A 24099-nucleotide genomic window follows, 5' to 3' on the forward strand; every position below is an offset into this window, starting at 1 on the left:
TTAGTCTAAACTCCAATAACTAAGTAGACACACCTAAAAAAACAGAACACCCAGAACCCACACGGCTGTAAAAAGTCTGGGTTATAATAGCCATCGAGTTTGACGTTAATTGGGCTAAATTACCACAACTTAGGCAACCATCCTATGAAGAGGGGCAACCACGGGGGATTGTCCCTAGAACACGCTATATGTAGAAGGCTATGCGTAAGTCGTGTTTACTTAACATGACTCGCAATTGTTTCACTCTCCACCGTTGCTTCCACTGGCCTAGAATTTTCCATCTCTACTGTTTGTTTCGGCTGGTAAACTGCCAAGTCGAACCAGAAAGTCGTACCCACATTAACTTCGCTAACTAAATTAATTTTAGTGTGGTGCTTGTCAATAATGTTTCTGACAATAGAAAGACCTAATCCCGTTCCTTCTAAAGTGTGTACTCGGTTTTCTACCCGGAAAAAGCGATCGAAAATTGCTTGTTGGTCTTCGGGATCTATGCCAATTCCAGTATCAGAAATTTCAATCCGCACTACCGGAAAATGTCCGGCATTTGGTGACAAGTTGTGGTTCCCGGATTGGCCACCTTTGTGGGTGGTTGCCTCCGACTCTAGCAAATACGCTCGAATTGCCACCTTGCCGCCGGATTGCGTAAATTTTAAGGCATTTCCTACTAAATTTGCAAATACTTGCAGCAGCAAATCGTAATGACCTAAAGCAGGCGGCAAATACGGGTCAACTTGTTGCTCTAGTTCGATGCCTTTATCCTTAGCATTTAACTGATAAGTCCGCAGGGTTTGTTCCACAGCTTGCGGGAGGTCAACAGCATCCAAGTGATAAACTCGGCAGGATTCGAGCCGCGACAAGTCTAACACGTCGTTAACTAAACGAGTTAGTCGATCGGTTTCTCGATTGGCAATTTCTAGGAATTCCCTACGCTCGCTTTCTAGAAGGTCTTCTCCGTACTCGTGGAGAGTCTCGATAAAAGATTTGATATTAAATAAAGGCGTTCTCAATTCGTGAGAAACATTGCTGATAAAATTGCTTTTAGCCTCATTGAGTTCTACTTCCCGAGTGATGTCCTGCACTGTCATTGCAATGCCTTTGAGACTTTCTCGGTAATTTCCGGAACCTTGATGCTTGGAGGTTTGCTCGTAGAAAGTACACTCTACAGCTACCGGGCGTTGTGGCTCGGTACAGGTATCTTCCTCGTGGCGGACGCAGCTTCTGCACAGCGGTTCGGCACCGGGCGCTTTGTGCAGAATGACTGTAGTTAAAACAATCCGAATTGTACGGTTAATTGGTTCGCTCATCGAGATGCGAAATTCGCCGCCTTCGCGCTCGCCCGCCACTATTTGGTGTAAGGGTCTGGCCAACTCCTGCTGCACTTCCGAAGGCAAAATGTTCAGAACATTTACTCCGATCGCATTTTTGCCTTCCCATCCAAAAATCCGCATCCCCGTCGGATTAACTAAAATTACCTGCAAATTTGCGTTTAATAAAAGCGCCCCGTCAGCAATAGTTGAAACCAAAGTTTCTAACTTAGCTTTTTCCGCTGTCAGCTCTTCAATATTTTGTTCTTCATAACTTTCTAGTTTCTCGGCCATCTCGTTAAAACTGCCAATCAACTCGCCCAATTCTCCCCCCAAAGGCAGATCGACTCGCTGCTTAAAATCCCCGCTGGCGATGTTTTTGACCCCAAAGACTAATTGTTTGATGGGCTGAGTAATTGTCAGAGCATTAAATACAGCCCCCAAAATTACCATCACCCAAATTGTCACAAATACTGCTAAAGTGACATCCCTAGTCAGATTTGAAGAGATAACTGCTGCGGGATTGGGGTTAATGCCGATCGCCAAAACTCCCAAATATTTGTCTTCATGAATTAACGGCACAAATACATCGGTAACTTCTCCATCGGGCGTCAAGTGCTGCCGCACCAAAGGCAAAGAAGTTAAATTTCTCGCCTCAATGTCGGCGAGAAAATTATCGGGAAGTTTGATCTGGCGGCGCAGGGTCAGAGAAGTTTCCACCTCCGATTCCGAAAAGGGTATCCCCAGGAAAATATCCCCTGCTTCGTCGGCGTAAAGCATATAGCGGACGCTGGAGGTGCTGCTGTAAAATTGGCGGGAAAAGCGGGCGACTTCGGAGCGATCGTTTTTGGCAATCAGCGGCGCCACATTTGCCGCCAATAGCAGGCCGAGGTCGCGGCCGTAGCGAGTATCGTTAAGTCGGGCGTCTTGCTGGATAGTATTCACGGCCCAGAATGTCAGGCCGCTCATAATTAACGACACTACGAGGGTAGCACCGGCCATCAGGCGGGTCTGGAGGGTAAAATCCGACCACCAGCGGGCAATAATTTCTCCGATTTTGTTTAGTATGGCCAGCATTTCACCAGTTCACCAGTTCAATATTAAAAGCAAGATCAATTCCGTTGGTTCCCGATCGAATTTTCTGCTGCGACTTGTCCGCTACCGCCACCGCAGAGATACCAAACTTCATTGTTACATTTCTACATTGAGATTGCTTGGCTTTCGGATGGCGGTCGATGCCGGAATTCCTAATTTTTATCGCCCAGAGCTCGGCGACCGATGTCCCGACGGCAGTAGACCCCTTCAAATTGGATGCAATCAACTGCTACATAAGCTTTGGAGATAGCTTGTTCCAAAGTTTCTCCCGCCGCAGTGACGCCCAAAACCCGGCCGCCGTCGCTCACCAACTGCTGCTGCTTCAACTGGGTGCCGGCGTGAAAAACTTCTGCTCCTTTGGCTTCAGCTTCCTCAATACCTGTAATAACTTTGCCTTTTTGATAACTTCCAGGATAACCCCCAGAAGCTAAAACTACGCACACAGAGGCCCCCGACTTCCAGCGAATAGAATATTCACCGAGACGCTGCTGACAGCAGGCCAGCACCAAATCTTCCAAAGGAGTTTCCAGCAGCGACAAAACCGCTTGAGTTTCGGGGTCTCCGAAACGGCAGTTGAATTCTAAGACTTTGGGTTCTCCTTCGGGCGTAATCATTAAACCTGCGTAGAGTACACCCCGGTAGTCGATTTTGCGTTTTTGCAGTGCTGCGAGGGTGGGTTCGAGAATTTCTTCTTGAATCCTTTCCATGAGTTCCGGGGTGACAATGGGCGCTGGGGCGTAGGCTCCCATACCGCCGGTGTTGGCTCCCTTGTCGCCTTCGCCGATAGCTTTGTGGTCTTGGGCCGGCAGCAACGGTTCCACTGTGATGCCGTCGGTGAGGGCGAGAATCGAGACTTCTTGACCTGTTAAGAATTCTTCGATGACGACTCGGATGTTGTCGGTGCCGAATTCGCCTCGGAAAATGGTGTTGATGGCGCTGTGAGCCATTTTGACGGTGGTGGCAACGGTTACTCCTTTGCCTGATGCGAGTCCGTCTGCTTTGATGACTATTGGGGTTCCTTGTTCCAGAACGTATGCTTTGGCTGCTTCTGCGTCTGTAAATACGGCAGCTTTGGGTGTTGGGATGCCTGCTTCGAGCATCAATTCTTTGGCCCAGGATTTGCTGGATTCAATTTGGGCGCCGGCTTGGGTGGGGCCGAAAATCATCATTTTTCGCTGTTGGAAATAGTCGGCGATGCCTAGCGATAGGGGCAATTCGGGGCCGACGATGACTAATCCGATGTTGTTGACCATCACAAAGCGTTCGATGCCTTGGAAGTCGTCGATGTTGAGCGACAGATTTTGACAGCCTTTGGTGGTAGCTGTGCCGCCGTTGCCCGGTACGCAGAATACTTGTTTAATCCGCGTAGATTCTAGCAGTTTTTTTGCGATCGCGTGTTCGCGACCTCCGTTCCCCACAACTAAAACTTTCACAGTATCCTCACCTATAAATTTTGTTCCCTGAATGTCTGATTTTCAGTGTTGGCATCTGTCTATCTGCTTTTTGCAGTGCTGTCAATTATGCCATGCTTGGCGCTAGGGAATTGCTAGATGTGGCACTTTTCTTGAGGAGTGGGGTTCGACGCCTGTTTCTCAATGGCTCGGAGCGTGCAATAATTAAAAACTTTAGCCACCAAATTTTTCTAGGTTCGGCCTCGATTTAATCCTGCAATTAAAACTATTTTTGGGCTTTTAATTCTTCAATTACTGTAATTCATCCGGGGGCAAACAGCGATAAGATAGGCAGGTTGACTTTGCGGAATTTTACTCACATGAAATCAAATCAAACCGCTGCGAGTTCGCCTGCCAATTTTAAGCGTGTAGGCGTTGTCGGCGGCGGCCAGCTAGCTTCGATGATGGGGGATGCTGCTAGGGCGCTAGATATTGAATTGGTAGTGCAAACTCCTAATGCTACCGATCCGGCAGTTTCTGTTGCTGCTGGTGCTGTTTTGGCTGCTGTTGATGATGTTTTGGCTACGGCTCAATTGGCTGCTGGCTGCGATGTTATTACTTTTGAAAATGAGTTTGTGGATTTGGATGGTTTGCGGCCGCTCGAACAGCAAGGTGTGTTATTTCAGCCGAGTTTGTCGTCGCTTTCTCCTTTGTTGGATAAGTACGTTCAACGCTGTTATTTACAAGGTTTGGGTTTGCCAACTCCGAGGTTTTGGGAATGGGATTGCAGTGCGAATTTGCCCCCCGAATTGTTGAAGGCGGTGGCGATCGACTTTCCGGCAATTTCTGTTTCTGACACCGTGCAGATTGCAGGAGACTCGGATGCTGGATCGATCGACTTTCCCTTTGTCGTCAAAGTTCGCCGCCACGGTTATGACGGCCAAGGTACTTTTATTGTTAAGGATCGAGGGAGTTTTGAGTCAATTCGTGCTAAACTCCAAGGTCAGTCTTTGCTAGTAGAAGAGTTTGTGCCGTTCGATCGCGAGTTGGCTGTGATTGCAGCTCGATCGGCAACTGGGGAAATTGCTATTTATCCGATCGTAGAAACCCAACAGCAAAATCAAGTTTGCCACCTGGTGATTGCGCCCGCTGATATTAGTTCAGATGTGAAAACTGAAGCTTGTGCGATCGCCCGCATTCTCCTCAACAGCTTAGAAGCTGTCGGCGTATTCGGCATTGAATTATTTTTAACCGCTGATAATAAGCTGTTAGTCAATGAAATTGCACCCCGCACTCACAACTCGGGACATTTTACCATCGATGCCTGCGAAACTTCACAATTTGAACAGCATTTGCGCGCAGTTTGTCAACTGCCTTTAGGCAATTCGGCTCTGAAATGTGCAGGTGCTGTCATGGTAAATTTGCTCGGCTACGAGTCGGCTGAGTCCGACTATTTAGCCAAACGAAAACAACTGGCACAAATTAGCGGTGGTTTTGTACATTGGTATGGTAAGAAAGTATCGCGTCCGGGCCGCAAACTCGGTCACGTTACAGTTGTGCTCGACGCGGACTTGGTGGCTCAAGGGCGATCGTCAGCACTGGCGATCGCTCAAACCGTTGAATCTATCTGGTATGCAAGTTAAATTGCTCGAAGCTTGCCAAAATCTGGTTAGTTGGTATATATTAAATAAAGGTTCTACTGCGACGTTGGTGACTGCCAATAATGTTTTTTTGATCTATAACTCTTAACTCTCGGGAATCAAGATGTTTGGACAGCAGTAAACTGGGCTTGTACCCAGAAACTTTAAGTCCGAGCCAACGGTACCCACCTGGTAAAATACCAGGTCAAAAGCTGAGGTAAGACGGCGTTGCGGGGAGCCATCTTGTCCATACTCCCTCCAATTTGGAGGCTTTTTTAAAGCCTGCGTCGCACTGATAACAGGCGCTCAACTGGCAATCATCTCCATTGACTTGGTTGTAAATAGAGGTGGTTATGTTCAAGGCAGGTTGCGTGGCTTGCGGATTTTAGTCCGGGTGGACTGAGAGGGAAGAACTTTTACCTCAGTTAATTCTAACTGGGTGGAGGCTTCGAGGATGGGAGCGCTGTCCTCGCGATCGCTGGGTTTGGGTTGCATCATGGCTCAATCGTTGAAAAGAACTATATGGAACCAAAACACCATACTTAGATTCTTGCGAGGTAAGAACCTCTGCTCTTTTCAAGGATCGAGTAATTTGCTAACCTGTCATTAATGGGCAGGTCGCCACCTATCCAACCGGGAAGGGCATATCGTTGATAGGGTCGTTCTGGTTTTAACCGAAGCATCGAAGGCACCAGGACTTCACCCGTCAAGACGATTTCCTGGTGTTTTCAAGCTTTAAAGGGCATGGGGTTTTAGATTCTCCATCATAAATTTGGGTTGACTCGATTCCTTGTACGGAAAACATTCTCCGAGCCATGCGCTCGATGAATTCGGAACGAGACATAGAGAAGGCAGCGGCTAACTCATCGAGCTTTTCCACTCCGGTGGGAGTGAGTGCAATCATGGTCGGCTTTTTGAGTTCCTCATAAAGCTGATCTCGCCCTTTCCGTTTCAGTTTTTAAGTCTCCATAGCTGCGGTTACTAATCTTATATAAGAAATTACCACGGACTGCCGAGAATCATAGACTAGAATGGTGCTGTTGATCACGAGTGTGGAAGAATAGGATACGGCGTGTCTAATGAAACATCTGCTCATCCCCGCAATGAATTTGAAAAGATGCGGAAAGCGTCCGGATATTTACCTTCAGCAGCGTAGTATCCAGAAAGGTTCTACCTAAGTACGAATTTGGGGTGTTATGCCGAATCATTCTGCCTATCTACCTATTAATGGGATCTTAGGCGGAAACTTTCAGTCTATTAATAGTTATGCCGATGAAGTCGCGTATTTTTGGAACAAGGATCTATGAACACAATTAGTTTGCCTAATTCTAACGACATCAAAGATGTGATAGCTTCCATCGACACTTGGTTTTTCAACCTTGGCGAAATTCTTGTAATACCATCGATTTTCCCTGTCAATACTTCCCCAAAGCACTACCCCGAAACCATCACTGCTTTCACTATTTTAGAAATCTCTAAGGTCACGCCAGACCAAGCCCAACAAATACAACAAGTGTTAGGTTCTGAAGCAAGAGAAGCTGCATGGGGCGGTCCGACAAGTTACATGTGGGGAAGATGCAATACAGCAACTATAAATCTTGTATACAAGGAATCCGAAAAGGATTACAGCGCAGTGTTCCCACTCTACTATTACGAGTCGAGTGACATGGAGCTTATTCTTAGCTACGCACGAAACTTAAAACACGCTCGCATTTACGAATTTCTCGGACTGGATGAAACTCAAATGCACATTTACAGCTTCATCTACAGCGATCAGAATGTTTGGCAGATGAAAAGCTAGAACGATGGTTTTCCATTATTAATTTTCTGTAGCAGACTGATAGCGCAGTTCGAGCATTTACTATCCCAGCATAACCAGCGCTTGCACAGGAGGGTCGGTATACCCTACTCCTGAGTTACGTCTACTTACCGCCTGTGAAGCGCAAGTTAGACATACAAAATAGCATAGCAAGGAGATGGAGTTTGTTTTATTTAAAGCAGCGGCTTTTGAACCCCCTTAAAATTGCCCCTTTAGAAGAAAAGGCGGAAGCATACAAACCGCAGTACAAAACATCTGGTCATCGTGTCCTTGACGAGGACCGTCGAGCGGAAAATGTATCAAGCTTTGTTATTGAGAAGCTTGACTCTGTAATTAAACATGTTCAGAGTGAAGTAAAAATAAGGAAGGTTACAACTATTGAAGACGCAATTAGTATATTGCGCCAAATTGAACAAGTAGTTACAACTGAAAACTTTATCTGTTCAATTCCTTACCATCTAATAAGTAGCTTCAGTCAGGGATTGATGCCAAGAGATATTGAGCAGCGGCTTGCTTACTCATCAGAAAACGACCTTCGTCAGTCACATATTCTTACCCATGCTGGAGAGAAATTTTTTACTGTAGACTGTGATCTCAGTAGCCTTCTATATCTTTGTATAGGGGAAGTTCTTAACATTCCACTACGAATGGTCGAAGTTCCAGACCATAATTTTATCCGTTGGCGATTGGATGATAACAAGTATGTCAATTGGGATACGAACTATGGATTCAATAAGTTTACCGATAGTGACTATGCTGCACAGTATGGTGTTACGCCAGAATTAATAGTGAATGGTACTTTTCTGATCGATCTCAGTAGTGAAAATGTCGAAGGATACTTCTGCTTCATTCGAGCAATAACCTTTGAGAGCTCAAGAGCCTTTCCAGAAGCTGTAAACGAGTATCGTACTGCCATCAAAAAATATCCACATTCCCCTGCTGCTCGCAATAATCTTGCATGGTTATTTGCCTCTAATAAATCTGTTCATTCAATCATTGCCAAAGAAGAAGCATTGGAACTTGCATTAAAGGCATGTAACATTCATCGAGTTGCTACCAATCTTGATACCTTAGCCTGTGTTTATGCTGAATGTGGTAATTTCAAGGAGGCTGTTCAAATCGAGACCGAAGCTTTTGCTATGAATCCATCACCAGACTACCAAAAGATGATCGAAGCATTTCAAGAAGGTAAGACGTGGTTAGACGTACAAACTAACTAGTGTTTAATAAGCGCTTGCACACTGAACGGAGCGTTGAGTTGTCTGCTTGTGATGAAAACTCTACCGCCGTTCGGTAAAGCGCAAGCCGTTAGACTGAAATCTTAGCAGGGCATAGTCTTTAAATCATTTGATAATGTCTAACGTTTAGCAGTGCTTGGAATAGATAAGAGCAAAGCAGCCTTTTACTGTTATGCAAGGAAAAGCTTGACTACGGAAAAAGGTAGTCTACAACAAACTAAGCAAAAGTAAAGAACTTTCAACCAATAGGAATTTTTGCAGATGAAAACCTACTTCTATCGTGGACGATATACACCTAGTGCTTGGCGTAATCTCATCGCAGAGCCGAAAGATATCGGAGAACTATTGCGCGTGGGCATCGAGAGTTTCGGTGGTCATGTTATTGGTTGCTTTATCTTAAGAAGTACTGACTCTGTTGGATTCATTGACTTTCCAGATGACATCTCTGCAAATGCTTGGTGCTTGAGTCTTGCTTCGCAGGACGGAATAGATTTTGCTGAGATTGAACCAGCTATTAAGACTTCTGATCTCCTGACATCTCTTCAGATGGCTGCCACAAAAATTAGTGATCTAGGTAAGGGTAGTGGATGGTAGGTTCTTTCTGAACTGAAGCTTTGTAAATGAGATAGCAGAGCAGATAGCACTCACAGAATTCATTGAGAGCAGTGCACTACTACTCCAAGCGGTCTAACAAGCCCACTGCACCGGAACAGCGTAATTTATTGCTGGTTGCGAAAGTTAACTGTGTCCGGTGAGTGGGAACGTTAGGCTTATCTTGGAAAGTTCTCTCAGGATGAGAACGTTATAACAAATTTGTATCTAGGGAGATCACCTGATCGGGTGCCAGAATGCCTCCGACTACGATCACTTCCAGTCTTCCAGTTTCCTGGGGATGCTGAGTCTTGACTTTGGCGGTCACTATAACTCAATGAATATGCTCTCTGTGCGCGATTAGCCTTTGGGGACTGAGGGCTGATCAGGGTTTACAATAGCTGCTCAATATTTTCATAGAGGGTTGCGATCGCACAAGCAAAGCCAATGCTGGCAAATTCGATCCTGTCCCCATCTCGATAGATCTGGGGAATCCACAAATTATCAGATTTGCGCTGAAACCGTTCGACCAGGATTTGTTTTTGGGCGTTGCTGATTTACGGTATGAAAGGCTAAATATGCAAGTCATATAAACCAGTATCCACAAAGCTTCGCGATTTCCAACTTATTTTTTTCATACCCCGATCAAGCAACGCCTGTGTTGATAGTGGCAGATGCTAAAGCTCAACAGGTTCATCTGACTGTAACTGACTTAGCAATGACGATTCAGGCAAGCTTCGAGGCACAGGTGCTTTTGGGCAGTGAGATTACGGTGCCTGTCGAGATGCTTTCAGGGATGGTCAAACAGTTTCCAACGTGAACTCGACAACTCTCCCTGTATAATATTGAACCTCTTATTTATAGTTTTAGTTAGGACAGTTAACAGCAGAGTGTCAAGTGCGATCGTCCCTTGACGTTGTGACCGGCGATCGCAGTTGACACCGCGAGCTTTGATTGTGATGCCCACAATGAGCGCCAACAGGGCCCAACGCAGAACTCACGAAGGCGCTCGCGTGGTATTGTCCTGTTTTGAGGCAATATAGTCGCTCGATAGTACGCTCTGGAGAGCCGCAAGCTTTTCACCCGTGAACGCCCGTCGAGTTCACGTTAATTAGTAATTTAATCCCGCCGCGATATCGACTGTGAAATCAGTGCCGAAAAATACGCTAATTTGGCGGTTCAGCAACCGTTTGACTTCCAAAAGCACGGGAGCGATAATTAGTTCTGATTTAGCTTTTTCCGTTCCTACTGCGATCGCCCAGGGAACTGCATCTTCTAGCAAGCCTGCTAGAATGGGACTGGGCGCGATCGGCTCGACTTCCGGCAAAAAGCGCCCGCCTTCAACTGCGGTCAATCCGAAGCTTTGCTTAACTTTTCGCAGTGTAAAATCGCTGTATGCCATGATTTTGATTTCAAATTTACTAAACTGCTGCGTTCATAAAAATGGTGTTTTCAATGCCCTACAGTGAATTTACACTCAGAAAGGCTAAACGCGATTTCGGCTTAACAACCGTAGAAGCAGGGCGATTTCTGCCACCAACCGCGCCGATTCATCCTAGCTCCTACTTGATAGAATCGCTAATAGAAGGACTACCACTGGCTACAGCTACGGGTTCTGAAAAAGCACGATCGGAACTGATTATTAGTCCTATTTTAGTCGAAGTTAGAAAAATTTTACAGCGGCAAGTGAGTCTATTTTCGGGAGAAGATTTTACCGTAGAACCGGAATTAGGATTGAGCGGAGTTTGTGATTTTTTAATCAGTCGCTCTCCCGAACAAATATTGATTGAAGCGCCTGCTGTTGTCATCGTTGAAGCGAAAAAAGCGGATTTAAAAGTTGGGTTGGGACAGTGCGCGGCAGAAATGGTGGCGGCTCAAAAGTTTAATGAAATTAACAATATCCCGATCGCCACAATTTACGGAAGTGTCAGCAGCGGTACTGTTTGGAGATTTCTGAAGTTGGAGTCAAAAACTCTGACAATTGACCTCAATGACTATCCTGTGCCGCCGGTAGAACCGTTGCTGGGGATGTTGGTTTGGATGGTTCGCGACGGTTAGGGCGATCGGCTTTTAACTAAAATTTTAAAACTTAAGTGGCAAGAAACCAAGGTGATAATATTGGTGCCGCTATGTAAGGTTATACCATTTTAGATTTTAGATTTAAAAATTGAAGGATGGGGAATGACTCATTCCGTAAGGGTTTGGATCGCGGGCATACAGTTGCGTTCTGGTTTGAAACGGGTGTTAATTATAGAAAAATATAGTCAAATTCTCTCCTTCTCTCCCCCTCTCCCTAACTCGCCAACTGCCAACCCGCAAATCTCCCTTGCAGAAAGTACCAAAAACGTGGTAGAGTAAAAGCTTGTGTCCAAATAACACCAGTCCATGCCAAAACTCAAAACTCGCAAAGCAGCCGCAAAGCGCTTTAGAGCGACCGGCACCGGTAAAATTGTGCGCCGCAAAGCTTACAAAAGCCACTTGCTACAGCACAAAAGTTCAGCTCGCAAAAGCCGTCTCTCTAAGCTGGTCGTCATCGACGAAACCAACGACGCTAACGTGCGGTTAATGCTTCCATACTTGTAAAGTTTAACGGAAATTAAAGATGACACGGGTAAAACGCGGTAATGTCGCCAGAGCGCGCCGCAAAAAAATTCTCAAATTAGCCAAGGGTTTCCGAGGCGCACAGTCGAAACAGTTCCGCACAGCTAACCAACGGGTGATGCAGGCCCTGCGTAACGGTTATCGCGATCGCAAAAAACGCAAACGCGATTTCCGCCGCCTGTGGATTGCTCGGATCAATGCCGCATCGCGCCAGCACGGCACGAGCTACAGCAGACTGATCGGTAACATGAAGAAAGCCAACATCGAAATCAACCGCAAAATGCTGGCACAAATGGCGATTATTGACCCCGCAACATTCGGTAAAGTCGTGGAAATGGCCAATCGAGCCGGAGTGTGAAAGTTCGCCTTATTTTCAGAATGCAGAAAGCAGAAGTAAGAAAGATTTAACTGTCTGCCAGAGAAGGAAAACTCCTGATAAATCTAGGAGGTTGAAACCAAATTTCCTTCTTTGTTCTTACTTCTGGATTCTTGCTTTTTCAGAAATCGCGATCGGGCCGATCGATCGCTATTTCCGTGTTTTTTATACAGTTGCAGAGGCAAATGTCAGAGATTGCTAGCGCATTAAAATAAATAAAACCTTCCACAGCACCTACCTAATTTTAAGAAAAACATGGATAGTAATTTGCTCATTGTTTACCTGACAGTCCTGCTCGCTATACTCGGCAGCAGTTCCTGGTTTGTGGTGCGCCAGATTCTCAAAACTCGGAACCTGGAAATGTCTTTAGAACGCTTAGAAAATAAATTGACGGTAGAAAAAGGAACAGCACAGGAATACTACGAATTAGGAAGTATATATCTAGATAAGAAGCTGTATTCCCAGGCGATCGTACTGTTTCAAAAAGCCCTGAAAGCCAAAGACTTAGAAGGCGAAGAAAATCAAGCCGTTATTTACAACGCCCTCGGTTTTGCACACTTCGGCCAAGAACAATACGACATCGCGATCCGCCAGTACAAAGAAGCCCTGAAGTTGCAGCCCGAATACGTTACATCTCTCAACAATCTGGGTCACGCCTACGAGCGCAAGAAATTAACAGCTCAAGCCTTGGAAATCTACGAACAAGCTCTCGCCTGCGATCCAGACAATGCCACTGCCAAACAGCGAGTAGAGTCCCTCCGGAAGCGTTTGGTAATCTATAACTGAGCGCCGATGTTAGGACCAATACCGATCCCGCAAACCTGGTTTCATTCAGAAACCGGGTTTTTTCTTCCCATAGTCCAAGATACTAAACTATCGAACACATTAATGCGTTAGTTTTTAAGAACAGGAATTCCGAGTCAGGCTCGCTCGCACACCGTCCCAGCACTTTAAATTACTGTGAAGATAAAAGCAATACCTGCAACGCCGATCAGTCCTAAACAATAGAAGGAGGAGAACGTAGTGACATCAATTCTCGTTGTCGAAGATTCGTGGTTGACTCGCAGGGTAATCTGCAAAATCCTGCGAGCAGAAGGATACGAGACTTGGGAAGCATCCAGCGGCCCAGAAGCTCTAGAACTGCTCGGCACTAAAACTCCAAACTGTATGCTCTTAGACCTGCTGATGCCGGAAATGGAAGGTCGGGAAGTCCTGCAAGCCATGCGCGATCGAGGATATAAAATTCCAGTCATCGTAATTACCGCAGACATCCAAGCAACTACCCACTCCGAGTGCATGGAACTCGGAGCCCTGGCAGTCATTCACAAAATGCCCAACTCAGACGAACTGATCGGGTGGATCAAAAAAGCTCTCAGTGCCAGCCAGGAGAGCACCCAATGAAATTAAGCGCTCGACAGCTCGATGCTTTGCAGGAACTCGTCAACATCGGTATCGGTCAAGCAGCAGGGGTCTTGAACGACATGATCGACTCCCCGATCCGCTTGCAAATACCCTACCTTCAAATCTTGACTCCCATCGACGTGGAAGAAGAGTTAGAGCAGCACCTCAACGGCGAGCAAATCGCCGCCGTCCAGCTAAAATTCACAGGCTCCTTTGGAGGCATTGCCCAGCTAGTCTTTCCCACCAACAGCGCGGCCATGCTGGTGACTATGCTCACAGGGGAAGAAGTTGGAACTCACGATCTCGATTCAGTCAAAATTGGTACGCTGAGTGAAGTGGGAAATATTGTAATTAATGGGGTCATGGGTGCAATCAGCAACGTACTTCAGCAGCGCCTGAACTACTCAATTCCCACTTATAGCGAAGGGACGATTGCTAGTTTGCTGAGATCTGGGGGTTTAGCTACTGATACAGTTGTTTTATTAGCCCAGACCAGTTTCATGATAGAAAGGCTTCACATTGAAGGAGATATCATTCTTATTTTCAATGTCAATTCCTTTGACACCTTGTTGACTGCTATCAATCAACTTGCCGGGGGTCTATGATTGAGGAGAGCAAAACTATTAAGGAAAAGTTTGGGGTTCTCGACAGCGTACCAGTCGGCGCCTGCTTGCTGCGAGATGATTTTGTGGTGCTGTTTTGGAACACTTGTCTGGAAGAGTGGACAAAAATTCCCCGCAGCCAAATATTGGGAACAAAGATCACAACCCATTTTCCTCACCTGAATCAGCTAAAGTACGCCACTCGCTTCAAGCAAATCTTTGCAGGAGGCCCGCCAACAATTTTTTCTTCTCAAATTCACAAACACCTGATTCCGGCAACTTGGCAAGACGGTCAGCAGCGAATTCAGCAAACTACTGTGACTGCTGTGCCGACCCTGGAGGCTGGCATAGAAGAACAGGAGATTAGAGACTGGGTTCTCCATACTCTTGAGTTGCAACCAGACGGCACTGTCGGAGCCCGAGCACCAACAAGTGCTTTTTTGTCTAGGACATCTCCATCCTCAGTTTCGTCATCAATATGGCCGGGGGTCAATTCACCATCGTTCTACGCGCTGCTGGTGATTCAAGACGTGACCGACCTCACCCACCGCATCCAAGCTTACCGCACAATGCGCGATCAAGCTTTGGAAGAAGTGCAAGTGCGCCAGCGGGTGGAGGAAGAATTGCGATCGAGCCAGCACTTCATCCAGCAGATTGCTGACGCGGCGCCTTATTTGCTCTACATCTACGATTTGACCGAACAGCGCAACGTCTACGTCAACGGTCAAGCTTCTAAATTGCTGGGCTACACTCCCCAAGAAATTTTACAGATGCAAACTGCTTTATACTCGAGTTTGGTGTACCCAGAAGATTTGCCAAGGCTTAAAGCCCACCAGCAAAAATTTTCCTGGGCCCAAGACGGGCAGATTTTGGAGTTGGACTATCGGCTCAAACATCGATCGGGGGAATGGCTCTGGTTTCGCTGCCGCGACCAAGTTTTCGCCCGCACAGCCGACTGCTGGCCCAAACAAATTTTCGGCACCGCTCAAGATATCACTGAGTACAAGCGGGCAGAAGAGGCGCTGCGGCAGCAGAACGAACGAGAACTGCTGATGGCTACGATTACTCAGCACATCCGCCAGTCTCTGGATTTGGGCGAAGTGCTCAGCACGACAGTGACAGAGGTGCGCCAGTTCCTTCAGGCCGATAGAGTGATGATCGTCCGCTTCAACCGCTGTACCGGCAATCTCTGCGCGGCCCCGGCGACGGGGGCGGTAACAGTGGAATCTGTAGCTCCCAACTGCAAGCCGATGTTGGGGGAAACCCTGGAAAATTTCTGTTTTGACCAGTTCTATATCGAAGCGTACCAACATCGGGCGATCAGACCGATCGCCGATGTCTTGGCCGCCGATTTGCCCCAATATCAAATTGACTTACTCGCACAATTCGCGGTGAGAGCTTATTTGGTAGTGCCTTTAGTGCAAGGAGACGAGTTGTGGGGGCTGTTGATGGCCCACCAGTGCAGTCCCCGGCAGTGGATGCAGTTGGAAGTAGAGTTGCTGTCTTCTCTGGCTACCCAGTTGGCGATCGCCATCAAGCAAGCAGAACTCTATCAGCAGTTGCAAGCGGCCAACCTCAAGTTAGAGCGCTTGGCAACTTTAGACGAACTCACGCAGCTAGCAAACCGCCGCCGGTTCGATCAGTATTTAGAAATGGAGTGGCGCAGACAAGCGCGGGAACAAACGCCTCTGTCCCTGATTCTCTGCGATATTGATTCTTTTAAAAGTTACAACGATACCTACGGGCACCCAGGGGGAGACGAATGTTTGCGGCAAGTCGCCGGGGCGATCGGCAATGCAGTCAATCGCCCCGCTGATTTAGTAGCTCGCTACGGAGGCGAAGAATTTGCCGTTATTTTACCAAATACCGCGATTCAAGGCGCCGTGCTGGTAGCCGAACACATACAGATCAAAATCGCAGCTTTGCAGCTTCCTCACGCTGGTTCTCAGGTGAGCCCGTACGTCACTCTCAGTCTGGGCGTAGCGAGTATTGTTCCTGCATCTGAATCTGGAGCCGAAATTCTGATTGCAGCAGCCGACCAAGCGCTCTATCAAGCTAAACGACTTGGGCGCGATCGTATCCAACTTTACCAGCCCGACCCTGCTGCTGGCAAGCCAAACGGGACAGCCGCTTCGATGCTTCCTGTGGATTTTTCTATACCGAATACTAATTTGCCCTCTCCCACCAGCGCTTGACGAATTGCAATATTTGTGAATCCAAAGTAGTTATACCAGTCCGCAAAAAGAATGCCACTGTAAGCCCGTCTTCCAAACCCGGATCTAGCGTTTCTCAGATAGATGAGGTACAATAACAGCACTTTGCAAACCAGTTCCAAAGATATTGTTAGAAACTTAACTGCATGCAAAATCTATCGCCTTTCCTAATTTTTGATAATTTGTCGTTTTGAGAGAACGGAGAATAGGGAGCATCCCGGTTTTGTAAATGAGTAAAAGTATGATATGGTACAAAACTTTTCGCTCTAAACTATAGAAAAGAACGCCAAAATTTTCGCCCTACCCTAACCAAACAGGCTTTTAGGAACATCTAAAGTATTTAGACAGGAAGCTAGGAGAATGGAAAAGAAGCAGGCGTCTATAAACTTCTACCTTATTAAATCATTCAAGTAAGCACACCTCAGTTTAAGCATTTGATTAATATTTTCAGCTCGCCACTCATCGCCGGAAATTTTCAATCTTCTATCAATCTGTTTCACCGATGATTCCACAGCTCCCGAGCCTCGGCGAGCAATTTTTTTGAGTGGACAAGAGTTGATAGTTGACGATTCGATGTCGATGTTTTTTTACAATACTTCGGACAGTTTTTAAGCAGCGAGAGTACCATAGGAGAGGACGGAGGGGAGGTTAGGGTGATTTAAAATTAAGTTAGGGTCTACATCTAACTTGTGAATAAAGGTGTAAAGTAGATGTCTATTGAATTCCCGGCGTTTATAAGAGGCCATTGAAAACACGAAGGGAGCCGGAGAAAAGTGACAATTATAGGCTTCATATTTGGCTACATTTAAAGCAATTAAACTGGCATTAAAATGAAAATCAAGCCGTTGACTACTGCGACATTGAGAATCAGATAAACCCGTAAATTGTTTGGCATCACGAAAAATAAACTCAATCTGAAAACGAGCCTGATAATACTCAAGTATTTGCTGGGCTGGGAGATTAATATCGGTACTAAACAATAAAATATTTTTGATTTTACCGTTGGGTTGAAGTTCAGACAGACAGGCTAAACGTATTTTACATTTTAAACAACAACTCGCCTTCTACTAATGAATAAAGCTTGACTACCGGCTTAACTTCTTTGATAAAAGTTAATTTTTTCAAATTATTGCAGTCAACCTTACCATCATATTTGCGAGGAGCGCCCCGTTTATTTCTTTCACCTGTATAAATGTAATTCAAGTTGGCATCAACTCTTAATTTACCAATCAAATTTAAATCTGCATCACGTACAGCATTCCAGAATTTAAAGCGGTAATAATAACCATCAGCGACCAAGTAACGGACAGAATCTGGCAACAAGGAACGAGTCTTTATTAAATGTTGAGCATAGTCATCAACTCTTGTTATTTCAGGCATTGAGCTTGATGGAGCTATTTTTTTCCGCCGTTTTTTTGAGTTTTTTTTCACCTTGGCAGTTAGGGAATTTTTCGGTAGTTCTGTTGTCGGACGCCACGGAGTTTGTTGTACACGCTCGACTATAAGACAAGTGAGTTTCAACTTCGACAACAGCAATTACAGAAATTTCTAATCCCTCTTCAGGTCGGCCAGCTACACCATTATAAAAACTAGCTTTTCCTTCAGTTTTTTTGCCACTTTTGGGAATAAAAGAACAATCGATAACTGCAATCAGTGTTCGCTCATGGTTTAAGGCTTGATGTATAAAATATTTATGAAATTCTGGAAAATCGAAGCCTTTAAAAAAGTGGCGAGGATAGGTCTTTTCACTCAAAGAACTATAACGGCCCAGATTGGTAAAATTAACTTTGCCATAAACAAGTAAAATGGTGGAAAATAAAATCACCATAAACTTCTTTTGCGCTTGACTAATCCCTGGCATTTGTTGTAAGATTGATTCAATAATATTCATCAGGCAGTTTTTTGAGTTCGTGTGTTTTTTGAGCTTAACGTAAAAACTGCCTTTTTTTGTCTTTTTCGTTAAGATACCAGTGACTTTTTTAGCTCTGCTCGCGGAGCGTCCCTATTCCAAAACTGTCCGAAGTATTGTTTTTAGGTAGTTACAAAAGTTTTCCGCTTGACGGCGACGGCACAACTCAAACAACTTAATTGTTTCATCTATACGACCCTGCCACAACAATTTTTTCGCTTGTGCTAGCCGTTTGTTAGACCCTCCTACTTTATGGAGATTTTCAAGTAAATGAAACCAGTCTAAGATTTCTCGGCGATTGCCGTCTGGATTAAATTTACCGATGAGATTCCAAATCCCATCGTGTCCATCGCCTAAACAAGCCAGTAGGGAATTTAACGGCTGACGATTGACATAATCAATCAAGACTTCATTTTCTTGAAAATATCCAGCATAAAAGCTGTCATGAAGCCGAACAGCTTTATAATCAAGCCAGTGACACCCCTCTGACAGGTGTAGGTTTTTTACAGGGAGGTAGTATGGAACCCATTTGGGATACTTTGACGATCGCCAGCAGATGAGGCTCGGCTCTTGTCGTGGGCGATCGGCTCTTGTCACGGGCGATCGGCTCTTGTCACGGGCGATAATCAAGGCAATCGAACGAAACACTCCGAATGCGGAAACAACCTCAATGCTGAACAATAAGCATCTCAAAGATTGGTCATGTATCGTGTCTCAACGAATGGCTCATTTGTCGATACCTCAAGCGATTGGGTTAGCGACATGGAGCTTTGGCACAGTCATGGCTAGATCTAGCAGCTTAACCCAAGTTTCGCATTTAATTGCCCAAATCAACGGAGAAAAAACGAATACAGTTCGTCAGCGATTAAAAGAATGGTATCAGGAAGCCCCAGCCAAAAAAGGACTTCACCGTCGTGAGTTGGATGTTGGTAGTTGTTTTGCTCCTTTACTGTTGTGGGTGCTGAGCTTACTGCCAAAAAATGTCGAAGACATTGGCTTAGCATTGGATGCCACTAGCATCGGAGATAAATTTACAGTGCTATCGATGAACATCTTGTTAGCTGGGTCGGGAATTCCAGTAGCGGGCGTGCGTGGTGAATGCCACAGAACCCGGAAGCTGGAAACCTCCGCAGCAAAAACTCATTTCCCAAGTTCAAGGCGTAATGCCGGCCAACTTTAGGGTGATCGTGGCGACCGAGCGAGGATTGTCTGCTGATTGGCTTGATCAATTAATTAAAAGTGTGGGCCCGCATCCTTTCCTACGTATCAACCATCAAGAAACTTATCGTCTGCCATCTCAACAAACATGGCAGCCACTGGCAGATCTGGTTCGTCCAGGCGGACAATCGTGGGCCGCAGAAGTCCTGTGCTTTAAAACTAACCCTCTTTCTTGTACGCTCCTAGCTCGTTGGGCTCTAGATTACAAAGACCCGTGGTTGATTCTGACAGACTTCAAACCTCAAGAAGCAAACGTTCTTTGGTATGGACTGCGTTCTTGTACCGAAGGTGTTTACCGCGATCTCAAATCAGATGGCTGGCAATGGCATCATACCCGTTTACTCTTACCACAACGAGCCGAACGAATGTGGTTAGTGCTAGCTGTTTCCACTTTATGGATGGTGATCTTGGGTGGCACTCAGGAGGGTCGATCGCTTACCTCAAATTTTCAACAACTTCCCCCTGGACATATTGCTTTAAATCAGCCTCGGAGCCTCAAAAAACAGCGTCATTTGTCTTGTTTTATTCTCGGCTTTGTGACTCTGATGGCTAATCTACTCAACAATATTCCGATACATCTTGAGCGTTGGAGATCCTTCCCTCAAACTCAATAGGATGCCTTTTATGCTTGTAACTCCTCCTCGTTGTAAAAAACCTACACCTGTCAGGGGCGCCGCTCTGGGTCTTCAATAGCAATGCGACGGTATGCGGCCACCCCTTTGCTTAAACTCGGAACGCTTTGAGAGTCGAAAGTCACATTTTGATATTCAATCATTCGGGAAACATCCAGAGTCTCTTGGGCGACTTCAAACTCATCACAATCAGACTGGCTTTGCATCCATTATTCTACAGAATATAAGCTTTTTAGAAGAATTGAGAGTGTATTTTGATGCTCTACCGATCATCCCAGTTTAAGTCTAAGGCCGTTTTTAAGCTGGAACTATTGAGAATTGGTGCACCGGCTGACTCGGCAATTTCTGCTAGCTCCCGCCCCTGTCCAGCACGGGCGATCGCACTCACTGCTTTACGCAAAGCATGACCTAATAGATTATATGTATCTTCGACTTTACCAGCTCCCCATAACGGGGAAGAATCTAAAGCCGCTTTGAGTTGAGATCAGCCAAACCCACCTTTTTGCTTGGCAATTTCTACGGTGCGGTCAATTCAACCTTGGTCTAATTCTTTTTTAATTAAGCCATTTCTGAATCTAATCAAAGTGGGTTTGCTCAAAGGCGGAGTTTCACAATTGAGACAATCGAGAACTAACTGCTAACGTTGAGCCACGACTCATTTCTTCAATCACTTCATCATCAGAAATCCCTAGATACGCTTGCAGAATAATTGCCTTGGCAATTTGTGCCGGAGCAACTGGGCTATTACTTACGGTGCTGTCTTTAAAGATGGTAGCGAGTTCTTCTTGGAACTCATCATTAAAGATGAATAAACGGTTAAGTCGAAGAAACGTGAATAGCTTGGCTCGTTTAATGCCTTTGATAATTAGCGCTTCATGGTCTAAAAGTTCCATTGGAGGATGCCATAAGGGAGGACTCATAGGGTTTTTTCTTTCTTCCTGATGGTGAGAATTTAACAGGCTCCTCAATTCACACATCATATCTACCCGGTTTTGTCAATGTTCAATACTGTACCGACGCCCTAGCCTTCACCCCAAGCTGACAAGAAGCCAATTATCCTCAAACCCGACATTTGTTATTGAACAGTTTTTGCGACAGAAGCAGTAAAAGGACGAGCTAAATACACCTGGGTTTTAGCACCTGGCTGTACGTCCGGTGAGGCTGGCAACCACCGCCACTAACTCGGCAGCATCTACGGGTTTTGTTAAATGTATCTGAAAACCTGCTAATAGTGCCTGCCGACGATCGTCATTCCGGGCATAAGCCGTCAGCGCGATCGCGGGTAGCCGACCGCCTCGCTGCGCTTCAACTTGCCGTAACTTGCAGATCAGGGAGTAGCCATCCTCATCCGGCATCCCAATATCGCTCACTAAAACATCTGGGCTGCTATTGGTTGTGGTTTCGATAATGGTCAACGCTTCCTTGACCGAACCAACAGCGATGACATCAGCACCATACTTTTGCAGAATCGTACTCAGCAACTCTCGCGCGTCAGCCTCGTCATCTACCACTAAGATTTGTAAGCCTTCAAGGGTCAGCGACACCTCAACCCTCCCATTCGCCTCCACGATCGAGTTTAATCGCTCTGGGTCGCTGGCTGGTGCATGGATAATCGTCGCGGGCAGTTTGACTGTAAAAGTCGTCCCCTGTCCTATCCCTGGACTCACTACCGTTACAGTCCCGCCATGCAATTCAACTAATTGACGCACAATGGCTAATCCTAAACCCAACCCCCCATAACTGCGAGTGGTCGTACTGTCGTGCTGGCGAAAGCGATCGAACACAAAGGGTAGAAAGTCCGAGCTGATGCCTGGTCCAGTGTCGCTGACAGTAATTTCAAGATGGGAATTAACCCGCTCCAAACGAATCTGGACTCGCCCGTCTTTAGGCGTGAATTTGAGGGCGTTAGAAAGTAGATTCCACACAACTTGCTGCAACCGATCGGCATCACCCAAGAGCGGACCAGCTTCAGAATCGAGCACGCTATGCAGGCGAATTGATTTTGCCTCAGCCGCCAAGTGTAGAGACTCTATCGCACATTCAATCACCGACACGAGGTTGACGGGACGGACTTGGAGGCGCAGTTTACCTGTAATGATGCGAGAAACATCGAGAATGTCTTCGATGAGCTGGGCTTGAGACTTTGCGTTTCGCTCGATCGTCTCCAAAGCCCGCACGACCTTATCCTCACTCAGGGTTCGGTGCCGTAACATCGTTGACCATCCTAAGATGGCGTTGAGAGGAGTTCTGAGTTCATGAGAAAGAATCGAGAGAAACTCATCCTTGGCACGGTTGGCTGCCTCTGCCTCTGCCCGAATTATTTGTTCGCGCATCAATAATTCGTCTTTGATGCGATTAGACGCTTCCAGTTGGGCGGTGCGTTCCTGCACCCGTTGCTCTAGCTCCACATTAATCGCCTGGATACGGCGGCGACTCTCCTCTAGTTCCTGGTTTGTAAGCGCGAGTTGGGCTGGACTGGGCGCATCGATCGCCACTGGAATTAAGGGAATCAGTAAAAAGGTGAACGTATAGAAAGACCAAGCACCAGTGGCCGCTTTGATCAGTCCTGAAACCCAGTAGATGGGGTGCCAGAGTGTCACTACTTCCATCAGGTGGGTTGTGCCACATAAGGCAAAAATAAAAAAGAAACCCACCAGCAGCATTACCGTCTGGGCAGGCAGATCCTTACGCTCATTCGTAAAGTAAATAATGGCAACCGCCACCGAGTAATACGCGAGGGCAGTCACTGCATCTGACGTTAAGTGCAGCCAAACTAACCCAGGTTTCCAGAGGTAACAATGCCCGTGAGGAATGAAATTAGTTGAAAATAAGGTGCTCAAGAGGTCAGGCATATTAGTTTACGGCACTGTCAAGTTAATTTAGGGCGTGTCATCAATTCAACCAGATGACCGCAGCAGGGAGAAGAATCGCACGCCGGAAAGTTCACCGCCTGACGGGTCATAGCGCGTCGCGATTGCCCGATACAGCAGCCGCTTGGTGAAAAAGTTCTCAATCAAATGACGGGCTTTTTACAATTCCGTATAGTAAGTTCGCAGGATCTTGCGGTGGTGCCGAGGTGAAATAACGGCGATCTTCCCTTCGGCATTGAGGGAGTCAATCACGCCCCGATCTGCATCATAGCCCTTGTTAGCGAGCAGTGTATTCGCCACCAGTAACGGTTGCTGTTGGTCGGCTCCTTCTCGCGTCACCAGCTTGTCCGGGGGTGAGGTGAAACCCCAACGAATCTCCTCAAAAAGCTCAGGAGGAAGATGTTTCTTTAAAGTGGGCAAATACCTGGATCGAAAGTAAATGTACCCCCGAGGAATTAGCGTCGGCGGGAATTCGATCGAGAACGCGGATGGTGGTCGGAAAGCACCGCAAACGCCGGCTGCGGTTTAAGGATTACGATCGCGAGCTACACCCTCGACAGCAAGGTTTCTGTGGCTATTTTGCTAGTTCTGGCGCAATGTTTGAAAGAGCCTGGGGTGAATGTTTATTTGGTGGCGTCTGCGAATTGATCGGGGCGATCGGAGCTTTGTATTTTAGGCAGCGCCAGCCGTTGGACGCGCCGATCGCTTTGGAAATTGGCGCTCTCCTCTTTTAGCTGAATACCCGATTCTTGATGGGGAAAACCCGGTTTTGCTGGTTCAAGACGGCTACGGAGTGTACGATCGAGGGTTGAACGGGGAATTGCGCGCAGCAGCCGACGTAGAGGTGCAGTTGGTCGCAATTAGCGGTTTTGGGAGCGATGCTTCGATCGCCATGAAGTTCGGCTACGTGGCCCGCGCCGCTTGTTTGGGCTTCCCCACCCAGAACACCCACGGGTTCGAGATTGCTCACCGGGCGGGCGACCGACAATTGCGATCGTATCCTCAAAGCCTACTGTGACGAGCTTTGGGACAAGTAGAAAAAAAACTTTCGCAAAGTAGTTGACAGATTGGGAAAGATTAGTTAAGGTAATAAAGGTGCGGAACACAAGCAAACGCAACGCGCCCCCATCGTCTAGAGGCCTAGGACACATCCCTTTCACGGATGCGACGGGGATTCGAATTCCCCTGGGGGTATTGAA

29 protein-coding genes, 1 tRNA gene, 1 other RNA gene and 2 pseudogenes are annotated in these 24099 nt (G+C 46.5%); 18 read left to right on the forward strand and 15 right to left on the reverse strand.

The window, feature by feature from the left end:
• Nucleotides 1-215: 215 nt before the first annotated feature.
• The gene (locus QUA78_RS19040; protein WP_333304295.1) at nucleotides 216-2381 is read right to left on the reverse strand and encodes an ATP-binding protein; all 2166 of its coding nucleotides are present in this window, start codon (nucleotides 2379-2381) and stop codon (nucleotides 216-218) included.
• A 170-nt stretch (nucleotides 2382-2551) separates the two neighbouring features.
• Complete coding sequence (gene purD / locus QUA78_RS19045; protein ID WP_333398966.1) at nucleotides 2552-3832, reverse strand: phosphoribosylamine--glycine ligase; 1281 nt, start codon at nucleotides 3830-3832, stop codon at nucleotides 2552-2554.
• A gap of 338 nt (nucleotides 3833-4170) precedes the next feature.
• On the opposite strand from purD, the gene QUA78_RS19050 reads away from it, so the two are divergent.
• Together QUA78_RS19050 and ssrS are read left to right on the forward strand one after the other, a co-directional pair.
• Nucleotides 4171-5433, forward strand: coding sequence for a 5-(carboxyamino)imidazole ribonucleotide synthase (locus tag QUA78_RS19050; RefSeq protein ID WP_333303305.1), 1263 nt, complete (start codon nucleotides 4171-4173; stop codon nucleotides 5431-5433).
• A gap of 50 nt (nucleotides 5434-5483) precedes the next feature.
• Nucleotides 5484-5671, forward strand: a non-coding RNA gene (gene ssrS, locus QUA78_RS19055) — 6S RNA.
• A 116-nt stretch (nucleotides 5672-5787) separates the two neighbouring features.
• Here ssrS and QUA78_RS19060 read toward each other — a convergent pair.
• Nucleotides 5788-5928 (reverse strand): hypothetical protein, encoded by a 141-nt coding sequence (locus QUA78_RS19060; RefSeq protein ID WP_333303304.1) that lies wholly within the window; start codon nucleotides 5926-5928, stop codon nucleotides 5788-5790.
• A gap of 208 nt (nucleotides 5929-6136) precedes the next feature.
• Nucleotides 6137-6334 (reverse strand): ribbon-helix-helix domain-containing protein, encoded by a 198-nt coding sequence (locus QUA78_RS19065; protein ID WP_333303303.1) that lies wholly within the window; start codon nucleotides 6332-6334, stop codon nucleotides 6137-6139.
• A gap of 399 nt (nucleotides 6335-6733) precedes the next feature.
• Here QUA78_RS19065 and QUA78_RS19070 point away from each other — a divergent pair, with 399 nt between their 5' ends.
• The 4 genes from QUA78_RS19070 (at nucleotide 6734) to QUA78_RS19085 (ending at nucleotide 9898) form a co-directional block, all read left to right on the forward strand.
• Complete coding sequence (locus QUA78_RS19070) at nucleotides 6734-7231, forward strand: hypothetical protein (RefSeq protein WP_333303301.1); 498 nt, start codon at nucleotides 6734-6736, stop codon at nucleotides 7229-7231.
• Nucleotides 7232-7413: 182 nt separating this feature from the next.
• Entirely contained in the window at nucleotides 7414-8469 is a 1056-nt protein-coding gene (locus QUA78_RS19075) for a hypothetical protein (RefSeq protein ID WP_333398967.1), read from the forward strand.
• A gap of 279 nt (nucleotides 8470-8748) precedes the next feature.
• A complete protein-coding gene (locus tag QUA78_RS19080) occupies nucleotides 8749-9081 on the forward strand; it encodes a hypothetical protein (protein ID WP_333303299.1) in 333 nt (110 codons plus the stop codon).
• 655 nt (nucleotides 9082-9736) lie between these two features.
• Nucleotides 9737-9898 carry a hypothetical protein gene (locus QUA78_RS19085; protein WP_333303298.1) on the forward strand — a complete coding sequence of 54 codons (162 nt, stop codon included), beginning with the start codon at nucleotides 9737-9739 and terminating at the stop codon, nucleotides 9896-9898.
• A gap of 291 nt (nucleotides 9899-10189) precedes the next feature.
• On the opposite strand, the gene QUA78_RS19090 is transcribed toward QUA78_RS19085, so the two are convergent.
• The gene (locus QUA78_RS19090) at nucleotides 10190-10480 is read right to left on the reverse strand and encodes a hypothetical protein (protein WP_333303297.1); all 291 of its coding nucleotides are present in this window, start codon (nucleotides 10478-10480) and stop codon (nucleotides 10190-10192) included.
• A gap of 53 nt (nucleotides 10481-10533) precedes the next feature.
• Between QUA78_RS19090 and QUA78_RS19095 the strand changes: the two genes are divergently transcribed.
• The 8 genes from QUA78_RS19095 (at nucleotide 10534) to QUA78_RS19130 (ending at nucleotide 16253) form a co-directional block, all read left to right on the forward strand.
• Nucleotides 10534-11136: a hypothetical protein gene (locus QUA78_RS19095; RefSeq protein ID WP_333303296.1), complete on the forward strand. Its 603-nt coding sequence runs from the start codon at nucleotides 10534-10536 to the stop codon at nucleotides 11134-11136.
• A gap of 123 nt (nucleotides 11137-11259) precedes the next feature.
• Entirely contained in the window at nucleotides 11260-11436 is a 177-nt protein-coding gene (locus QUA78_RS19100; protein ID WP_333303295.1) for a hypothetical protein, read from the forward strand.
• A gap of 27 nt (nucleotides 11437-11463) precedes the next feature.
• Nucleotides 11464-11661, forward strand: a complete 198-nt coding sequence (gene rpmI, locus QUA78_RS19105; protein WP_194009999.1) for a 50S ribosomal protein L35 — start codon at nucleotides 11464-11466, stop codon at nucleotides 11659-11661.
• Between the two features lie 19 nt (nucleotides 11662-11680).
• Nucleotides 11681-12037, forward strand: coding sequence for a 50S ribosomal protein L20 (rplT, locus tag QUA78_RS19110; RefSeq protein WP_333109051.1), 357 nt, complete (start codon nucleotides 11681-11683; stop codon nucleotides 12035-12037).
• A gap of 273 nt (nucleotides 12038-12310) precedes the next feature.
• Nucleotides 12311-12841 carry a tetratricopeptide repeat protein gene (locus tag QUA78_RS19115; RefSeq protein ID WP_333303294.1) on the forward strand — a complete coding sequence of 177 codons (531 nt, stop codon included), beginning with the start codon at nucleotides 12311-12313 and terminating at the stop codon, nucleotides 12839-12841.
• Nucleotides 12842-13078: 237 nt separating this feature from the next.
• Nucleotides 13079-13456 (forward strand): response regulator, encoded by a 378-nt coding sequence (locus QUA78_RS19120; RefSeq protein WP_333303293.1) that lies wholly within the window; start codon nucleotides 13079-13081, stop codon nucleotides 13454-13456.
• Complete coding sequence (locus QUA78_RS19125) at nucleotides 13453-14061, forward strand: chemotaxis protein CheC (protein WP_333303292.1); 609 nt, start codon at nucleotides 13453-13455, stop codon at nucleotides 14059-14061. The genes QUA78_RS19120 and QUA78_RS19125 overlap by 4 nt, the downstream gene beginning before the upstream one ends.
• A complete protein-coding gene (locus QUA78_RS19130) occupies nucleotides 14058-16253 on the forward strand; it encodes a diguanylate cyclase domain-containing protein (RefSeq protein ID WP_333303291.1) in 2196 nt (731 codons plus the stop codon). The genes QUA78_RS19125 and QUA78_RS19130 overlap by 4 nt, the downstream gene beginning before the upstream one ends.
• A gap of 407 nt (nucleotides 16254-16660) precedes the next feature.
• Here QUA78_RS19130 and QUA78_RS19135 read toward each other — a convergent pair.
• The 5 genes and pseudogenes from QUA78_RS19135 to QUA78_RS32935 all read right to left on the reverse strand — a co-directional run.
• Nucleotides 16661-16853: pseudogene (locus tag QUA78_RS19135) on the reverse strand (ISKra4 family transposase); the annotation flags it as partial.
• Between the two features lie 26 nt (nucleotides 16854-16879).
• Nucleotides 16880-17251 (reverse strand): transposase, encoded by a 372-nt coding sequence (locus QUA78_RS19140; RefSeq protein WP_333303290.1) that lies wholly within the window; start codon nucleotides 17249-17251, stop codon nucleotides 16880-16882.
• 58 nt (nucleotides 17252-17309) lie between these two features.
• Entirely contained in the window at nucleotides 17310-17651 is a 342-nt protein-coding gene (locus QUA78_RS19145; protein ID WP_333303289.1) for a hypothetical protein, read from the reverse strand.
• Nucleotides 17644-18162, reverse strand: coding sequence for a hypothetical protein (locus QUA78_RS19150; protein WP_333303288.1), 519 nt, complete (start codon nucleotides 18160-18162; stop codon nucleotides 17644-17646). The genes QUA78_RS19145 and QUA78_RS19150 overlap by 8 nt, the downstream gene beginning before the upstream one ends.
• 111 nt (nucleotides 18163-18273) lie before the next feature.
• Nucleotides 18274-18828: a hypothetical protein gene (locus QUA78_RS32935; protein WP_445302375.1), complete on the reverse strand. Its 555-nt coding sequence runs from the start codon at nucleotides 18826-18828 to the stop codon at nucleotides 18274-18276.
• A gap of 22 nt (nucleotides 18829-18850) precedes the next feature.
• Here QUA78_RS32935 and QUA78_RS19160 point away from each other — a divergent pair, with 22 nt between their 5' ends.
• Both QUA78_RS19160 and QUA78_RS19165 read left to right on the forward strand, forming a co-directional pair.
• A complete protein-coding gene (locus QUA78_RS19160) occupies nucleotides 18851-19360 on the forward strand; it encodes a hypothetical protein (RefSeq protein ID WP_333303287.1) in 510 nt (169 codons plus the stop codon).
• Nucleotides 19275-20012, forward strand: coding sequence for a hypothetical protein (locus QUA78_RS19165; RefSeq protein ID WP_333303286.1), 738 nt, complete (start codon nucleotides 19275-19277; stop codon nucleotides 20010-20012). The genes QUA78_RS19160 and QUA78_RS19165 overlap by 86 nt, the downstream gene beginning before the upstream one ends.
• 50 nt (nucleotides 20013-20062) lie before the next feature.
• Here QUA78_RS19165 and QUA78_RS19170 read toward each other — a convergent pair whose 3' ends face one another.
• From QUA78_RS19170 to QUA78_RS19190, 5 genes are all read right to left on the reverse strand, one after another.
• Nucleotides 20063-20236, reverse strand: coding sequence for a hypothetical protein (locus tag QUA78_RS19170; RefSeq protein WP_333303285.1), 174 nt, complete (start codon nucleotides 20234-20236; stop codon nucleotides 20063-20065).
• A 56-nt stretch (nucleotides 20237-20292) separates the two neighbouring features.
• Entirely contained in the window at nucleotides 20293-20430 is a 138-nt protein-coding gene (locus QUA78_RS19175; RefSeq protein ID WP_333303284.1) for a hypothetical protein, read from the reverse strand.
• Nucleotides 20431-20638: 208 nt separating this feature from the next.
• Nucleotides 20639-20923, reverse strand: a complete 285-nt coding sequence (locus QUA78_RS19180; protein WP_333398968.1) for a hypothetical protein — start codon at nucleotides 20921-20923, stop codon at nucleotides 20639-20641.
• A gap of 240 nt (nucleotides 20924-21163) precedes the next feature.
• Complete coding sequence (locus QUA78_RS19185) at nucleotides 21164-22882, reverse strand: ATP-binding protein (RefSeq protein ID WP_333303282.1); 1719 nt, start codon at nucleotides 22880-22882, stop codon at nucleotides 21164-21166.
• Between the two features lie 177 nt (nucleotides 22883-23059).
• A complete protein-coding gene (locus QUA78_RS19190; RefSeq protein ID WP_333303281.1) occupies nucleotides 23060-23320 on the reverse strand; it encodes a hypothetical protein in 261 nt (86 codons plus the stop codon).
• Here QUA78_RS19190 and QUA78_RS19195 point away from each other — a divergent pair.
• Together QUA78_RS19195 and QUA78_RS19200 are read left to right on the forward strand one after the other, a co-directional pair.
• A pseudogene (locus tag QUA78_RS19195) lies at nucleotides 23269-23937 on the forward strand (M42 family peptidase); the annotation flags it as partial. The gene QUA78_RS19190 and the pseudogene QUA78_RS19195 overlap by 52 nt on opposite strands.
• An 84-nt stretch (nucleotides 23938-24021) precedes the next feature.
• A tRNA-Glu gene (locus tag QUA78_RS19200) sits at nucleotides 24022-24094 on the forward strand.
• Nucleotides 24095-24099: the final 5 nt, after the last annotated feature.

The sequence above is a fragment of the Microcoleus sp. K4-B3 genome (assembly GCF_036704615.1).
GTDB lineage: Bacteria > Cyanobacteriota > Cyanobacteriia > Cyanobacteriales > Microcoleaceae > Microcoleus.

Coding starts and splice junctions, on each gene's coding strand:
- QUA78_RS19095 (WP_333303296.1), top strand. CDS start 10,534: ATGCCCTACAGTGAATTTACACTCAGAAAGGCTAAACGCGATTTCGGC.
- QUA78_RS19150 (WP_333303288.1), bottom strand. CDS start 18,162: ATGAATATTATTGAATCAATCTTACAACAAATGCCAGGGATTAGTCAA.
- QUA78_RS19170 (WP_333303285.1), bottom strand. CDS start 20,236: ATGCAAAGCCAGTCTGATTGTGATGAGTTTGAAGTCGCCCAAGAGACT.
- QUA78_RS19130 (WP_333303291.1), top strand. CDS start 14,058: ATGATTGAGGAGAGCAAAACTATTAAGGAAAAGTTTGGGGTTCTCGAC.
- rpmI (WP_194009999.1), top strand. CDS start 11,464: ATGCCAAAACTCAAAACTCGCAAAGCAGCCGCAAAGCGCTTTAGAGCG.
- QUA78_RS19070 (WP_333303301.1), top strand. CDS start 6,734: ATGAACACAATTAGTTTGCCTAATTCTAACGACATCAAAGATGTGATA.
- QUA78_RS19145 (WP_333303289.1), bottom strand. CDS start 17,651: ATGCCTGAAATAACAAGAGTTGATGACTATGCTCAACATTTAATAAAG.
- QUA78_RS19060 (WP_333303304.1), bottom strand. CDS start 5,928: ATGATGCAACCCAAACCCAGCGATCGCGAGGACAGCGCTCCCATCCTC.
- QUA78_RS19185 (WP_333303282.1), bottom strand. CDS start 22,882: ATGCCTGACCTCTTGAGCACCTTATTTTCAACTAATTTCATTCCTCAC.
- QUA78_RS19160 (WP_333303287.1), top strand. CDS start 18,851: ATGCTGAACAATAAGCATCTCAAAGATTGGTCATGTATCGTGTCTCAA.
- QUA78_RS19040 (WP_333304295.1), bottom strand. CDS start 2,381: ATGCTGGCCATACTAAACAAAATCGGAGAAATTATTGCCCGCTGGTGG.
- QUA78_RS19065 (WP_333303303.1), bottom strand. CDS start 6,334: ATGATTGCACTCACTCCCACCGGAGTGGAAAAGCTCGATGAGTTAGCC.
- QUA78_RS19100 (WP_333303295.1), top strand. CDS start 11,260: ATGACTCATTCCGTAAGGGTTTGGATCGCGGGCATACAGTTGCGTTCT.
- QUA78_RS19090 (WP_333303297.1), bottom strand. CDS start 10,480: ATGGCATACAGCGATTTTACACTGCGAAAAGTTAAGCAAAGCTTCGGA.
- QUA78_RS19115 (WP_333303294.1), top strand. CDS start 12,311: ATGGATAGTAATTTGCTCATTGTTTACCTGACAGTCCTGCTCGCTATA.
- rplT (WP_333109051.1), top strand. CDS start 11,681: ATGACACGGGTAAAACGCGGTAATGTCGCCAGAGCGCGCCGCAAAAAA.
- QUA78_RS19125 (WP_333303292.1), top strand. CDS start 13,453: ATGAAATTAAGCGCTCGACAGCTCGATGCTTTGCAGGAACTCGTCAAC.
- QUA78_RS19080 (WP_333303299.1), top strand. CDS start 8,749: ATGAAAACCTACTTCTATCGTGGACGATATACACCTAGTGCTTGGCGT.
- QUA78_RS19050 (WP_333303305.1), top strand. CDS start 4,171: ATGAAATCAAATCAAACCGCTGCGAGTTCGCCTGCCAATTTTAAGCGT.
- QUA78_RS19180 (WP_333398968.1), bottom strand. CDS start 20,923: ATGGAACTTTTAGACCATGAAGCGCTAATTATCAAAGGCATTAAACGA.